Source organism: Pelotomaculum isophthalicicum JI, assembly GCF_029478095.1.
Classification (GTDB): Bacteria; Bacillota; Desulfotomaculia; order Desulfotomaculales; family Pelotomaculaceae; genus Pelotomaculum_D; species Pelotomaculum_D isophthalicicum.
In genome coordinates this window covers 1-14095 of the sequence record NZ_JAKOAV010000002.1, presented here as the reverse complement: position 1 = coordinate 14095, position 14095 = coordinate 1, and the positions used below count along the sequence as shown (strand labels likewise).

At 44.0% G+C, this 14095-nt stretch carries 13 protein-coding genes and 1 pseudogene; 8 read left to right on the top strand and 6 right to left on the bottom strand.

Annotated elements, in window-relative coordinates; translation table 11 throughout:
* Window positions 1–50 precede the first annotated feature (50 nt).
* Window positions 51–1001, top strand: coding sequence for a phosphate ABC transporter permease subunit PstC (pstC, locus tag L7E55_RS01340; RefSeq protein WP_420851986.1), 951 nt, complete (start codon window positions 51–53; stop codon window positions 999–1001).
* Window positions 998–1882, top strand: a complete 885-nt coding sequence (gene pstA, locus L7E55_RS01335; RefSeq protein ID WP_277442176.1) for a phosphate ABC transporter permease PstA — start codon at window positions 998–1000, stop codon at window positions 1880–1882. The genes pstC and pstA overlap by 4 nt, the downstream gene beginning before the upstream one ends.
* A 20-nt stretch (window positions 1883–1902) precedes the next feature.
* Here pstA and L7E55_RS01330 read toward each other — a convergent pair whose 3' ends face one another.
* Window positions 1903–3765, bottom strand: coding sequence for a methyl-accepting chemotaxis protein (locus tag L7E55_RS01330; RefSeq protein WP_277442175.1), 1863 nt, complete (start codon window positions 3763–3765; stop codon window positions 1903–1905).
* Window positions 3766–4112: 347 nt separating this feature from the next.
* Between L7E55_RS01330 and L7E55_RS01325 the strand changes: the two genes are divergently transcribed.
* Together L7E55_RS01325 and L7E55_RS01320 are read left to right on the top strand one after the other, a co-directional pair.
* Window positions 4113–5222 (top strand): HD-GYP domain-containing protein, encoded by a 1110-nt coding sequence (locus L7E55_RS01325; protein WP_277442174.1) that lies wholly within the window; start codon window positions 4113–4115, stop codon window positions 5220–5222.
* A 52-nt stretch (window positions 5223–5274) separates the two neighbouring features.
* The gene (locus L7E55_RS01320; RefSeq protein ID WP_277442173.1) at window positions 5275–5922 is read left to right on the top strand and encodes a flagellar brake protein; all 648 of its coding nucleotides are present in this window, start codon (window positions 5275–5277) and stop codon (window positions 5920–5922) included.
* Window positions 5923–5984: 62 nt separating this feature from the next.
* On the opposite strand, the gene L7E55_RS01315 is transcribed toward L7E55_RS01320, so the two are convergent.
* The 3 genes from L7E55_RS01315 to L7E55_RS01305 all read right to left on the bottom strand — a co-directional run bounded on the left by L7E55_RS01315 (window position 5985) and on the right by L7E55_RS01305 (window position 6911).
* Entirely contained in the window at window positions 5985–6140 is a 156-nt protein-coding gene (locus L7E55_RS01315; protein WP_277442386.1) for a YvrJ family protein, read from the bottom strand.
* Between the two features lie 67 nt (window positions 6141–6207).
* Complete coding sequence (locus L7E55_RS01310; RefSeq protein ID WP_277442172.1) at window positions 6208–6444, bottom strand: DUF2922 domain-containing protein; 237 nt, start codon at window positions 6442–6444, stop codon at window positions 6208–6210.
* 242 nt (window positions 6445–6686) lie between these two features.
* Window positions 6687–6911, bottom strand: a complete 225-nt coding sequence (locus tag L7E55_RS01305; RefSeq protein WP_277442171.1) for a DUF1659 domain-containing protein — start codon at window positions 6909–6911, stop codon at window positions 6687–6689.
* 323 nt (window positions 6912–7234) lie between these two features.
* Here L7E55_RS01305 and L7E55_RS01300 point away from each other — a divergent pair, with 323 nt between their 5' ends.
* From L7E55_RS01300 to L7E55_RS01290, 3 genes are all read left to right on the top strand, one after another.
* The gene (locus L7E55_RS01300; protein ID WP_277442170.1) at window positions 7235–7771 is read left to right on the top strand and encodes a metal-dependent hydrolase; all 537 of its coding nucleotides are present in this window, start codon (window positions 7235–7237) and stop codon (window positions 7769–7771) included.
* A 200-nt stretch (window positions 7772–7971) separates the two neighbouring features.
* A complete protein-coding gene (locus tag L7E55_RS01295) occupies window positions 7972–8625 on the top strand; it encodes a C39 family peptidase (RefSeq protein ID WP_277442169.1) in 654 nt (217 codons plus the stop codon).
* A gap of 314 nt (window positions 8626–8939) precedes the next feature.
* On the top strand, window positions 8940–11480 hold the full coding sequence (locus L7E55_RS01290) for a CHASE4 domain-containing protein (protein ID WP_277442168.1): 2541 nt from the start codon (window positions 8940–8942) through the stop codon (window positions 11478–11480).
* 175 nt (window positions 11481–11655) lie between these two features.
* On the opposite strand, the pseudogene L7E55_RS01285 reads toward L7E55_RS01290, so the two are convergent.
* Together L7E55_RS01285 and L7E55_RS01280 are read right to left on the bottom strand one after the other, a co-directional pair.
* Window positions 11656–11895, bottom strand: a pseudogene (locus L7E55_RS01285) (spore coat protein); the annotation flags it as partial.
* A gap of 13 nt (window positions 11896–11908) precedes the next feature.
* The gene (locus tag L7E55_RS01280) at window positions 11909–12112 is read right to left on the bottom strand and encodes a hypothetical protein (protein WP_277442167.1); all 204 of its coding nucleotides are present in this window, start codon (window positions 12110–12112) and stop codon (window positions 11909–11911) included.
* A gap of 306 nt (window positions 12113–12418) precedes the next feature.
* Between L7E55_RS01280 and L7E55_RS01275 the strand changes: the two genes are divergently transcribed.
* Window positions 12419–13990 (top strand): sensor histidine kinase, encoded by a 1572-nt coding sequence (locus tag L7E55_RS01275; RefSeq protein ID WP_277442385.1) that lies wholly within the window; start codon window positions 12419–12421, stop codon window positions 13988–13990.
* Window positions 13991–14095 lie beyond the last annotated feature (105 nt).

Here is a 14095-nt window from a genome sequence, read left to right as displayed (position 1 = left end):
AAGATATTACGAAGACGGGATCCTCGAAGCTGAAGTGAGGTAGCAAAAGAATGTCAACGTTAATTCTAAAGATAAATAGTCTTATGAAAAATAATTTTACAAAAAGGTTAGGAAATCTTGCCGGTAATGAATTGCTGGGCAAAAGCCTGGCTACCGGGGCGGCGCTGATAGCCATTGTTTCCACTGTCACCATTGTTGTTTTTATTTCAATAAAGGGATTGTCAACTTTCACAGTTTACGGTGTAAGCGTTAAAGAGTTTTTATTCTCGGCCAATTGGCTGCCGGACCGCCTGCCGGCGGAAGGCGGCCCGCAAGTGGGTGTGCTGGCTTTTATATTCGGCTCGGTTATCGTCTCGATGCTGGCTGTTTTGTTAAGCGGCCCCTTAAGCATCACATGCGCCGTGTTCATTGTAGAAATCGCGCCTTTCTGGGGGCAGCGCTTCTTGCAGCCGGCTATTGAGCTGCTGGCCGGCATCCCTTCGGTTGTTTACGGATATATTGGCTTAAGCGTGCTGGTCCCCTTTATCCGCGACAATGTCGGTGGCCTGGGCTTTAGTGTCCTGGCTGGCTTTTTGGTGCTGTCCGTGATGATCTTGCCAACGATAGTCAGCATTTTGACCGACAGCTTGAAGTCGCTGCCGCGTGAGTACAAGGAGGCTGCCTTGGCCTTGGGTTCCACGCGCTGGCAGGCTATCCGACTGGTGCTCATTCCGGCCGCGCGTTCCGGTCTGGTCACCGGTGTCGTTCTCGGCCTAGCCAGGGCTTTTGGCGAAGCGCTGGCCGTCCAGATGGTTATCGGCAATACAAGGAAAATTCCAACGTCCATTCTGGATCCCGTGATCACCTTGACAAGCGCCATCACAATGGATATGGGCAACACTCCCATGGGTTCCCTTTGGAACAACACCCTCTGGTCAATGGGTCTGTTTCTCCTGATAATGTCGTTCTTTTTTATTCTGGTTGTCCGTTACGGAGTGAGGAAGGGAGGGATAACCAGGTGAATTCCCGTATTGCCGACAGAATCGCAACTCTCGTATTCTGGGCCGGCGCGCTGCTGGTGATCGTTATTCTTGGCGCGATGATTGTGTATATTCTCTACCACGGTGGCAAGTACATCAGTTGGGATTTCTTGATAAAACCGCCGCAAGTGGTTCGCGCCGGGGGCGGGATTGGGCCGCAGATCTTTAACTCTTTCTACCTGCTCTTTTTATCTATGGTTGTTACAGTTCCCGTGGGCATGCTTGGCGGGATTTATCTGGCTGAATACGCCAGGAACAACAAGTTGACGGAAGCGATCAGGCTGTCCATCGAAACGTTGAATTCGCTGCCTTCAATCGTGGTCGGTCTTTTCGGGCTGTTGGCATTCGTCAACATGACCGGTTGGGGTTACTCGCTCATTTCCGGGGCGTTAGCCCTGACTGTAATCAATCTGCCGCTGATGGTCCGGATTACTGAGGAATCTATCCACGGTGTGCCGGACAGCCTGCGCGAGGCGAGCCTGGCCCTGGGCGCCAACCACTGGCAGACAATCTGCCGGGTAGTATTGCCCAGCGCCTTCCCCGGTTTGGTCAGCGGCGCGATTATCACCTCAGGCAGAGTATTCGGCGAGGCCGCCGCGCTGTTGTTTACCGCCGGCATGTCCAGCCCGGCTCTGGACTTCACTCAGTGGAATATCTTTAATCCCGCTTCGCCCTTGAACCCCTTTCGCCCGGCGGAAACCCTGGCGGTGCATATCTGGAAGGTCAACACGGAGGGTCTCATCCCGGACTTGAGAAGAGTCGCGGACGGTTCCGCAGCGGTGCTGATCCTGGTGGTGCTTGGCTTTAATTTGGCGGCCCGCTGGCTGGGCAGAAAAATATACCGTCAAATGACGGCGACGTAGGATTGAATGGGTTTTCGGTGTTATACCTTGAATTTACCCACCAAGTCATCCAAATCGCAGGATAGTCTTGACAAAGATTCAGCCGACGCCGATACTTCCCCCATGGTTGCGGTTTGCTCTTGAGTCGCGGCGGCTATGTTTTGCATGCCGGCCGACATTTCTTCCATCGCCGCCGCCACATCCTGAATCTGAGAGGTTAAGCTGTGCACGGCGCCGATAATAACTCTAAAGTTTCCCCCAACCTCTTGAACGACTTTTATGCCTGCTTCAACTTCTTTACTGCCAAGGGACATGCTTTCAACTGATTGTTCCGTTAAAGCCCGCATGGAACTAATCAAGCTGTTTATTTGTTTTGCGGCGCTCGCGCTCTGAGCGGCCAGTTTCCTCACTTCATCAGCCACCACAGCGAATCCCCGGCCGTGTTCACCTGCCCGGGCTGCCTCGATGGCCGCGTTCAAAGCCAGCAGGTTGGTCTGGCCGGCGATATTTGTGATCAGCCCGATAATTTGGCTGATTTCTTTGGATTTTAAATTCAGTTCGTCTATTGCCCTGGAAACAACCACAGCGGTATCGGCTATATTTTGCATTTGTCCGGTAATCCTCAACACTCCCTTGTTCCCCTCGTTGGCATGGCCGGAGGCGGATTCTGAAGCCTCTGCTATGTTTTGCATATTAGCGGTTACCTGCTCAACAGCAGCAGTAATTTCACTCAAAGTGGAGGCGGTTTCACTGGCGCCCGCGGCAGTTTGCCGCGCGCTGGAGTTTAACTGCCGGGAAGTTCCGGCGACCTTAACGGCGGTTTCTTTTACCTCCGAGATAATCTCTCTCAGGTTGCCAAGGAACTCGTTGACGGAACGGGCTAGCTCACCTGTCTCATCCTTGCTTTGAATATGGATCGACTGGGTCAGGTCGCCGCCTTGTTCCGCCAATAAGCTGATTTCTTTATTGAGAAAGCGAATGGGTTTGACAATTTTGTTTGCCAGGGCAACCGCGATAAATGCCGATATGAGCAGGATGAGCAGGGTTAAAATGACTGCCATGGCAGCCAGGGATCTAAGTGAGGATGAAAGATCGGCAAGAGGACTTGTTATGGCAAGAGACCAATTGGTGCTTGGTACCGGCGCGTAGGCCAGGAACTCATCCACTCCATTATCAAGGCAGCGGGTGACCCCGCTTTCCCCTTTAGTCATTTTTTGCGCTGCTGTGATTAAATTTGGATGGAGGCTATTGTCTTTCAGCAGATTAAGTTTCATAATCGAATCCTTATTCGGGTGGGTTATGCATAAACCATCACCCTGCACCATAATGGCATAGCCGGTCTTGCCAATTTTAATCGAAGATATTTCTTGAACAATTTCATCTATCGGCAGCGTTCCTAAAACAAGACCGGTGACCCGGTAATCCTTTTTAATGGGAGCGGCGGCTACAACGACCAACTTTCCTGTTACTCTTGACATAAGGGGATCAGAGATTACCGCCTGACCGGTGCTTAGCGTCTGCTTATAATAATCCCTGTCACTAACATTGCCCGTAGTGCCATCAGCCGAATAATAGTCCCCTTTTCCATCAACTATTAACAACGACTCATAATTTTTGAGTCGTTTTAGCTCGTCATTAAAATATGAGAGAATCAAACTGCGATTTCCCCCGGCTATAACAGGGGAATTAGCCAAAGTAATCATCTCGGTTTTGTGTTGCTCCAACCAAAGGCTAACCTCTTTGCCGTAAGCTGCGGACAGGGAATTGAGATCCTGTTTCGTATTGCTAATTAAAGCCTGCCGTGCTTTGTAATAACTGAGATAAGACAGAGCGCCAAGAGCTGTTGCCAGAACGAAGAAAATTATTACCATTAACTTAAGCTTAATGCTAGTTGCCAATACCATAATAAATTTCTCCCATCTAATTTCCCCACCGGCATATAATAGGTTCGGTACCTTAATTTGCTATTTTAGGATATGTCGGTAGCGTTGCAAAGGTGCTTCCTCATGAGAGCAAAATATCGATCATCATAGAAACAGGTCAAATGATTCACTTAAAGGAATAAAAATATCATTATAACGGGGTAATGGGATTTGCGCTTTAGTTCATTAGTCAGTAATATATAAACTATTGGAATAATTCACGCTTAAATGGTAATATTTGTAATTTTATGGTATATAATAGTTTATTTTTTGGAGATCGAAGGAAATTAGTAATGTATGCAGAAATAGTTGACGAGGATGAATAAATTATGCGCAAGGTCGGTGTATCTGATCTCAAACCGGGAATGAAACTCAGCCGCACTATTTACAATAGCAGAGGTGAAGAGCTGTTAAAAAACGGTGTTGCGCTTACTGACGCATATATTCAACTGTTAATCAAACTGGAATTACCTTTTGTCTGGGTGGACGATGGATTACCTTTTAAGATGCCTGAAGCAAATGACGTGATAAAGCGGCAAACTCGTGTAGCGGCAGTTCGCCAGATCAAGAATGTCCTGCTGGAAGCAAAGGAATCCGGCCGGCTGGTGATTGAGCCGCAATCGCTTTATACCACTGTAGGGGAGTTTACCGAGCAGCTTTTATCCAATAAAAATTTGATTTTTAATCTGGTTGACTTGCGTTCACAAGATGACTATACTTTTGCGCACTCAGTAAATGTATGCATTTTAACGCTAATGACCGGGATAACTTTAGGATATGGTCATAACGAACTGGCGTTTCTTGGTGTAGGGGCGTTATTGCATGACCTCGGCAAGGTCAAAATACCGGATAAAATCCTGAATAAACCAGGTGGCTTGACCGCGGAGGAATTTGAAGTTATGAAGAAACATACGGTTTTTGGATATGAACTAATCCGTGAAGCGGGAAATCTGGATGAAATTAATGCTGTAATGGCTCTTCAGCACCATGAAAACTACGACGGTTCAGGCTATCCCAAGGGACTAAAGGACGAGCAAATTAACGAATATGCCCAGATCGTGGCCATTGCCGACAGGTTCGACGCGATAACCGCGAACAGGGTTTACCGGAAGGCTTTCCCCCCTGTCGAAGCTTACGAAATGTGTGAGGCTTCGGTTAACTATTTTGTCAAGGAATCTGTCGCAAAGGCGTTTATGTATAACATTGCCGCTTACCCCGCCGGCACTATCGTTGAGCTGAATAACGGCATGGCTGGCGTAGCGGCCGATACACCAAAAGGTAATTCGCTTTTTCCCATGGTTCATGTTTATTTTGATGAAAAAAAACGGCTGTTGCCCAAGCAAATTGAATTGCCTTTATATAAAGAGAAGGGACTCTTTATTGTCAGGGTGTTGCATGGTGAGGAGGCAAGCCGGTGGAAAGGCTTTTCTCCTAGTTGATAGATAGATTCGGAGGGAATAAAGCTGTGTTGTTTATGTGGGAGGATAGAAAATGACGGTTGAGCAGTGGATAAAGATAAATCAGAGCATCAGGGTATCCCGCGACATGAAAGAACCGGACTGGTTTGACTCAAATATCCAGGATGTCCAAAAAGGGAAATTTTACATAACCATACCCTACCAGAAAGCCAACCCGTTAATCCTGAGCAAGGGTGACCGGGTAATTGTAAATATTGTTTTGCAGGGGGCAAGAATTGAATTTATAAGCGCTATGCTCGGGCGGCGGGTAGACAACATACCGCTCTATTCCTTATCCTGGCCGGACGACTATAACCGCGTTCAGGATCGCAAGTTTGTAAGGCTGCCTGTTATCATGGACATTTTTTACGCTGAGGTGCCAAAAGAAGGTGAAAGCCCGCGGTATATTAAATCTTCCGTGCAGGACATCAGCGGCGGCGGTGTCAGAATGCTGGTAAAAAACATATACGAGGCCGGTACCGCTTTACTGATGAAATTTAATCTGCTGCTGGGCGATAAATCAGAAGAAATCGCTGTTTCCGGCAAAGTGGTGCGTTCTGGTAAAATAAGCGCCACCGCGATCAGCGCGGCGGTGGAATTTACCAATATCACCAACAGGCAGCAGGACATTATCGTACGCTTTATATTAAATAGGCTTGCTAAAAGCCGGAAGCCCCGCTGATAATGGAAAAGATGAAAGCCGCCGGGTCTTTCAACCGGGCGGCTTTTCCATACATGAATATTTTACTCTTCCTGCCGCCGCTCACCAGCTACCGCTTCGGCCAATCTGGCAATACTGGCGGTCAGAGCTTCCAGCTTGCCCTCGATGCGCACCAGCAGGTATGCGGCTACGGCTATGGGAAATCCAACGTTGCCCACTGCCTGCAGGATAGTTTCCAGTTAAATCACCCCTTTTAATTAGATGCGGCGGGGGACCTGCCCCCACCTTTATATGAACGCCCGGATTCTAGGCGGGCGGGTCATACAGATCGTTTGTGGTGTTGCTGATAACCCTGATGTCCTGCTTGGCGACAATGTCTCCGCCCGTGCTGGTAAAGATGTTCCGGGCGATAACCAAGTCCATGGCTGTCTCGATTTCTGCCGCAGTCAAGTTTTCCTTGGGATTGTCCAAGGTAATGGTAACGTTTTTACCTTCCTGGTTGCGGAAAACCATGCGCAGGGTCTGGTCAGTCGTAGTAGCCAATCCGTTTACCGGTTTCCAAAATATATATGAACTATTAGTTCGAATATATCCCCCGTCCGACTACACGGGAGGCAGTTGCGTTTTTCAACATGTCTGAAAGCTCTATGCCGGGCATGCCGGTGACACTTGGACGCCCTGTTTGACGGGCAACTGCCGGAAACCTTCTCCTTTCTTCGTTATTTTGTTGATTAGTTGTGATGTTTATCAATCAATCACAATTGCCGGATACTGATCCGGTTTATCTAAGCCTGAACCAGTTGGGCGTTGTCGACGCGCGAAATGCCGTTCAGCGGGTACTGCTGCAGGGCGGCCAGCGCTGCCGCGACGTCATACAGATCCTGGTCGGACGCTGTGGATTTGACGTTGGCCAGGTTCTTGTTACGGATAACCGGGTTGCCGCTGGCGCTGACACCCACGCGTAGTTCCAGCCTGAGTGTTGAAGCGGCGGGGACCTTGTTTACAGCCATATGGTTCACCTCCTTTCCGGGAAAGCCTGCTAAAAAGCGCCTTCAGCCGTTGTTTTTGATTGAAGCGAGGAGGGCTATGGCAAACATTTTGGGCAGGTAAAATGTTTGACCATTTGCCCTGCCCCCGAACTTATGTTCGATATTATTTTAGCAGATAGTAATTATGGTGTCAATACCAAAATTTGTTCTGTAATTTTGGGCATTTGCAAAGGCCATTAATTTAGGGAACCTGGATTTATGTGAAATATTTGCCTCAATATAATTGACTCCGTAGATTTCATGCATAAAATAGGATTACAAGTTTGTTTAATATGGAGTAAAATATGATACTTTTTGGTCATTTAGGAATAACCCTTGGTGCCACCAAGCTTCTTAATAAAATGAAAATTAACAGGGACTTTACATCGTTATTGGATTATCGTCTTGTTCTTGTAGGTTCTATATTGCCGGATCTTATAGACAAGCCGGTTGGTCGCGTCATTTTTAAGGAAGCTATTAATAACGGCCGGATTTATGCCCATACGACAATATTCTTATTGCTAATATTAGTATTTGGTATGAATCTCTGGCGCAAATATAAAAAACCAGAAATATTAGCGCTAGCATTGGGTGTCTTCTTCCACGACGTTTTAGACAGCATGTGGTTGTATGCGGACACTTTTTTCTGGCCATTTTACGGTTGGAATTTTCCGAGGTCAGAACAAGAAAAGTATTTCTGGATGGTAATTCAGAAGCTCTTAACAGACCCATACACCTATATGCCTGAACTGATTGGTTTTGTAATTATTATGATAGTATTGATAAGGCTGATTGTCCGAAATAAGGTCGGTGACTTTTGGCGAACAGGTAAATTGGATTGACGCTTTTGACTTAAATGTGCAACACCGTTTAGGCCCCCTACTCCGGGGGCTTTAATATATTTCAGGTTAGAAAGCTTTATTGCACAAGTAGCAGAACAATTTCACGTTCACAGGAATATTATAAAACATATAAAAACCATAATTTCCCATGAGTGCTATATTCTTATGCAAAAAAATACTCCCGGCAGGGGGTGAGCAATATGCAAAATAAACCTGTGTATTATCTGCAGGATGATCCCAGATGGGGTTCTATTATTTTTAGTAATCATAATGACTCAAGTCAAACTATTGCTTCATCTGGTTGTGGCGCTACCTGCATGGCTATGGTATTAGCTACTTTTTTAGACGAAAATATTACCCCTCCAGACGTAGCAAAGGTGATTGTAGATAACGGGTACCGGACTTACGATGATGGTGTCGATTGGGCATTCTTCCTATTTGCATCAGAATATTATGGTTTAGAGTTTAAACTAACATATAGTACAGATGATGTTATAGAGGCATTAAAAAATAGCGCTTTGGTTATTGCAAGTATGGGGCCAGGTTATTTTACAAATTATGGACATTATATTTTGCTTTGGGGATTAGACGAAGTAAATGAAAGAATTCTTGTAAACGATCCAAATTCAACGGTAAAAACTCAAGCAAGTTATGATTTGTTTCGAGAACAAAGTGCCAATTATTTTATTTTTTATGAACCGGAGGAATCACAAATGGCAGAACAATGGAAACTTGATATTATTAAAGAAGCAAAACAAGCTGGATTGATCACTGTTGATCATGATCCCGATGAAACCGCTCCAAAATGGTTTGTTTTAAAAGTTCTATTAAATGCTCTTAAAACAATTAAATAGTAAAAAATGCTAAATAGTCCTGGATATTTACCTATGTTGCAGAAGCAGCCCGGCTGGAAGACAAACGCAAGGAATTTGCTCCAAAAAGGAGCTATGTCTTAAATAGCAATCCCGTATCACGATCAATGGTACGGGATTGCTAATATCTGAACGCCCGATTACAGACGGGGCGGTCAGGTTAGTTTTTCTTTTTTATAAAATTTTTCTCTTTTCCGACAGGTTTCTACAATGTTTGCAGCGAACATATCCCATGTGGCCGGTAAAGGACAGCGCAAAAAAACAGAATAGAGAGATATGTGATTGGTGGTAATTTCATGACGCTACGTAAAAAAACAATAATCATATTTGGTATAACGCTTATCTGCTTAATTATAATTTTGTTCATAATTTCAAAATGCATACTGTCTGCCAGCTTTGCCAATCTTGAAAAACAAAGCATCACTGTGAATGTTGAAAGGGCTAGGGATGCCTTGTTAAATAATATTGATACACTGAACCGTCAGGCCGGTGACTGGGCTCAATGGAACGATACGTATGAATTTGTTAACGACTTGAATGAAGAATATATCAAAATGAACCTTACTAATAACACTTTCATCGCGCTAAAATTGAATCTGATTTTATATATCAACTCCTCTGGCCGTATCGTCTACGGTAAAGGTTTTGATTTGGAGAACGAGAATGAGACACCCGTTCCGGATAGTTTGGTAGATCATCTAAATAATTACGATTTTTTATTTAATAATAAAAATCAAAAAGATGGTGCGGCTGGAATTATACTTCTCCCTGAAGGTCCTATGCTTATCGCTTCATGGCCGATCCTGACAAGTGAAAGAAGTGGCCCTGCCCGGGGTGTGCTGATCATGGGCCGCTACCTGGACTCATCTGAAATCAATCGCTTATCTGAAACAGCGCATCTATCTCTCGCTGTGTGTCAGTTTAACGATGTCCGGATATTCCCGGACATCCAGACTGCAAGTTCCTTTTTATCGGAAGAATCGCCGGCATTTGTTCAGCCGGTAAGCCCGGATTCTATCGCGGGATATGCTTTATTAAATGATATTTACGGCAGTCCGGCGCTTATTTTAAGAACAGACATGTCCAGGGAGATTTACAAACAGGGCCGAACCAGCATGCAATATTTAATTCTGTCACTTTTGCTGATCGGCCTGGTGTTTGGTGTGGTAACCTTGTTGCTGCTGGAAAAAGTGGTATTGTGCCGGTTGGCCCGGCTGAGCGCTAATGTTTTAGATATCAGTACAAGCGGTGACCTTGCCTGTCGTGTGTCCATGACAGGGGGAGATGAATTATCCACCCTCGCGGGTCAAATTAACCAGATGCTGTCATCGCTTGAGCGGTCTCAATACAAGCTTCAGGAAAGTGAAGACAATTACCGGACAATTTTTGAAAATACCGGAACTGCCATATTAATCATTGGTGAAAAAAAAGTTATATCTCTAGTGAATACAGAATTTGAAAAACTATCTGGTTATACTAAAGAAGAGGTTGAAAATAAAAAGAAAATAACTGATTTTGTTGCTAAAGATGATTTGGATAGAATAAACGATTATTATAATAGAAGGGTTTATAAAAATATCGCCCCCAGGAACTATGAGTTTCAATTTTTCGATAAACAGGAAAATATTAAGGATATCTATACAACCGTTGCTGTCATCCCACGGACGAATAAGATCGTGGTAGCTCTTTTAGATATTACAGATCGCAAGCGAGTGGAAGAACGCTACCGCAACCTTGCCAAAAAACTGCGCAACCTTGCTAAAAGACTGCGAGAGGTAGACCTTTATCAATCAGAAGAGCGTTTTCAAAAGATATTTCATAACAGCCCTGACTTAATAGCTATCCTCAGGGCGGAAGATAACAGGTTTGTAGAAGTTAACCAAAGATTCTTGGATGTTGTAGAGTACTCCCGGGAAGAAGTATTGGGCCATAAACCTGAAGATTTGGATTTTTTGAGTGGACAGGATAATGTAATAGAATCCGCTATTATTGAGTTTAAAGAAAAAGGGGAATTGCAAAACTTTGATCTTAAAGTAAAGACTAAATCAGGTAAGACAGTAAACTTATTATTGTCGGCCGAACGTATCAATCTTAATGGTGAAAACTGCCGTATTGTAATGATGAAAGACATAACCAAAGAAAAGAAGATGGAAGCCGAAATGGCCCGGCTCGACCGCTTAAACTTGATCGGAGAAATGGCGGCCGGGATCGGACATGAAGTAAGAAATCCCATGACTACAGTGCGTGGTTTCCTGCAACTGCTTGATAGAAAAATAGAATACGATAAACACAAAGAATATTTCAATTTAATGATTAGCGAACTGGACAGGGCCAATTCTATAATAACGGAATTTCTGTCCATGGCTAAGGATAAGCCTGTTGATTTAAAATCACAGAATCTTAATCAATTATTGCAAACATTATTTCCGCTAATTCAAGCAGACGCAATGAACTCTGACAAGTATATTGAAATGGAACTGGCGGAAATTCCAGACTTGCTTTTAGATGAAAAAGAAGTTCGCCAACTTATTCTCAACCTCGTCCACAATGGCTACCAGGCAATGTCTAACGGTAAAACCTTAAAGATAAAAACATATACGGAAGATGGAGAAGTGGTTTTGGCGGTAGAGGACCAGGGTTGCGGCATCCCTAATGATATAGCGGATAAAATAGGTACGCCGTTTTTTACGACTAAAGACCACGGAACGGGCTTGGGTTTGTCGGTGTGCTACAGTATAGTGGCCAGGCATAACGCCAAAATATTTTTTAAAACAAGTTCCACAGGAACTACCTTCTTCGTCAGGTTTGATCCCGCATTATCACCACTTCAAAAATAAGATGGCAAACATTTGGGGCAGGTAAAATGTTTGATCATTTACCCTGCCCCCGAGCTTACCAGTCCATTCTGCTTCTGCTGCCTATTTCAGCGCCAGTTCCGCTTACGCCGCCCATATTCATTCCGCCGCCTGTTACATTTCTACCGGTCATCTCACTCCCACCGGCCATATCACCGCTCAACTGGGTCTTGATTTGCTGGATATCTTTCGGGTCGGCTTGCTGAGCGGGTTGGTAAAAACCTTTTTGTTTAGCCAGTTTATAAAGATCGTATTGGAACTGCTCGTCGTGATTTCTTATTTGCTGGATAGTCTGTCTTAACTGCTGGTTCGATGTCTGGGAGATGACACTGGCATAACCGGTCAAACTGCTGTTTACCATGGATAGCACATCGTTCACCATATCTTTTTCACGCATCAGTATTCCTCCTTTAGCTTAAGAATGACAATAGCTTTTGCTTGGTGTTTCTAGCATCTTGAGCAGATTTCTCAAACATTTGTTTAACTTGGGGATCGCTGGCTTGCTGAGAAAATGCCTGCAGTTTTTGATAAGCTGTTTCATGTGAGCCGATCAAGTGCCTCAGGTTTTGAAGTTCAAGTTGATTTAATTGTGCCACAGATGTTGCTCCTTTCATGGGTATTTTATAGCTATATTATTTTTTTCAGTTTGGTTTTTTACTATGCGCTAAAAAACAAAACCATAAAAATACTAGTTAATATTTCATGATCCGACAAATATTTCAATGATAATATGTTATTATTGATATAATGACAAAACTTAATACTACTATCACCCCTGTTTTTTTATGCAAATTTGAGCCATGTAAATTCAGACATGGAAATGCGCTTTTTAGGCATGAAAAGGCAGCTTTTAGACAAGACAGGCAGGAATCATGGCTTAATTAAATAATAAAAAGGAGGAAAGGAACGTTTTGGATGTAATGAACTTCTTTTCCTTGTTATTTATTTCTTTCCCGGAAGCAATCCTAGTAGCAGCTCTGGGTTTTCTTCTCACCGGTTTCAGACCTTGGTGGCGCGATCTGTTAATCATCGGGGCAATACAAGCTTGTTTATCTTATATAGTCCGCCTTTTGCCGGTGCCTTTCGGGCTTCACTCCATCATTGAAATACTATTATTTACGTTAAACATTCGCCTGGTTACCCGGCTGCCGTACAGGATAGTCCTGCTTATATCTTTACTCGGCTTGATCTTTTACGGTTCAATAGAAACGGTAGTAGCGCCGTTCATGCTCTATGTCACAGGGTACTCAATGAGCGATGTCTTGGATCGTACTTTAATAAGAATCCTTTTCTTTCTACCCCAGGCCTTGATTATGCTATTATTCATAACCACATGTAGAATTTTAAATATCTCATTAATCAGTTACTCACAAGGATACGGCTACGCAGGAAAATATCTTTCGAGAAAGGAATTTCAAAAAATTCTAAAGACAGATATCGAAAACAAACAAAATCTCTTTTTATTTGTGGTTATCCTTTCACCCCTGCTTTTACTCGTTATCTTAAATACCTCTTATGACGCTTCTAAATTTGACGATATTTCGGAAGCTCATCTCAATATCTTTACCGGTATGATCGGAATATTTATAGCTGTTCTGACGGTGCTGTCCGCTGCTGCCGTCAAAAAAATCGGACAATATGTGGAAAAAGAATATGAAGCCAGAAGAGCAGTTGAAAACTTGAAGCAGATAGAACAGTTGATTGATTCTTCCAGAAAGCAGCGGCACGATTTCCACCACCAATTGCAGACGGTTTACGGCCTGCTCGAAAGCGGCTCTCATGAAAGAGCGCGGGATTATATAAGTAAATTGTTTTGTGCAGTTTCTAAGACCGGGGAATTGATCAAGACCGATAATCCCAGTATAAGCGCCCTTCTAAACACCAAAATAGGCCTCGCCGAAGCTAAAAACATAGATTTGGAAATAAATATTGAGTGCAGCCTTAAAGAAATGCCCTTAACTCCTCTTGAAACCAGTTCCTTGCTCGGGAACCTGATCGATAACGCCCTTGAAGCCGTGGAGGAATATACCGGCGAAAATAGGAGGGTGGAGGTAAAAATCACCCTCGAACACGGGGCATACGTGATTACATGTACCAATACCGGTACCCCTATTGCCCCGGAAATGAGAGATGACATATTTAAGTCAGATTTCACTACAAAAGAAGGGCATTCAGGCTTGGGACTAGTTGTTATTTGGGCTCCGGGAGAGGTTCCTTTTAAAAAAATAACAAAGATTTCAGATAGAATTCTCTTTAAATTATTATCACTTGCCAGCCTTGCTTTATGGATGGGAGTCAGTGTGTATTTTATTAATTGCAATAACTTCTCCATCACCATTGCCGGTTTGATTGCCGTACTTACACAGACATTTAGTTTCTCCCCTCCGGGTTATCAGGTCATTCACAAGCTAGATAGCATATTGGCGGGATTATTTAAAGGAAAGGAGGTGTTACCCGATGCTGCGGATAGTGTTGCCGCTGACAATATTTGAACCAAGTCTGCCAGAGATAAATGACTACAAAAAGATAAGATTACATGGGCCAAACAGACGGAATTAAATAAAGCATATCATAAGAAATGGCTACCTAGAGTAGCC

Bases quoted from the DNA above. Each gene is read 5' to 3' on its own strand.
- L7E55_RS01295 (WP_277442169.1), top strand. From the start codon at position 7,972: ATGCAAAATAAACCTGTGTATTATCTGCAGGATGATCCCAGATGGGGT.
- L7E55_RS01330 (WP_277442175.1), bottom strand. From the start codon at position 3,765: ATGGTATTGGCAACTAGCATTAAGCTTAAGTTAATGGTAATAATTTTC.
- L7E55_RS01280 (WP_277442167.1), bottom strand. From the start codon at position 12,112: ATGAAAGGAGCAACATCTGTGGCACAATTAAATCAACTTGAACTTCAA.
- L7E55_RS01290 (WP_277442168.1), top strand. From the start codon at position 8,940: ATGACGCTACGTAAAAAAACAATAATCATATTTGGTATAACGCTTATC.
- L7E55_RS01300 (WP_277442170.1), top strand. From the start codon at position 7,235: ATGATACTTTTTGGTCATTTAGGAATAACCCTTGGTGCCACCAAGCTT.
- pstC (WP_420851986.1), top strand. From the start codon at position 51: ATGTCAACGTTAATTCTAAAGATAAATAGTCTTATGAAAAATAATTTT.
- L7E55_RS01325 (WP_277442174.1), top strand. From the start codon at position 4,113: ATGCGCAAGGTCGGTGTATCTGATCTCAAACCGGGAATGAAACTCAGC.
- L7E55_RS01305 (WP_277442171.1), bottom strand. From the start codon at position 6,911: ATGGCTGTAAACAAGGTCCCCGCCGCTTCAACACTCAGGCTGGAACTA.
- L7E55_RS01275 (WP_277442385.1), top strand. From the start codon at position 12,419: ATGAACTTCTTTTCCTTGTTATTTATTTCTTTCCCGGAAGCAATCCTA.
- L7E55_RS01320 (WP_277442173.1), top strand. From the start codon at position 5,275: ATGACGGTTGAGCAGTGGATAAAGATAAATCAGAGCATCAGGGTATCC.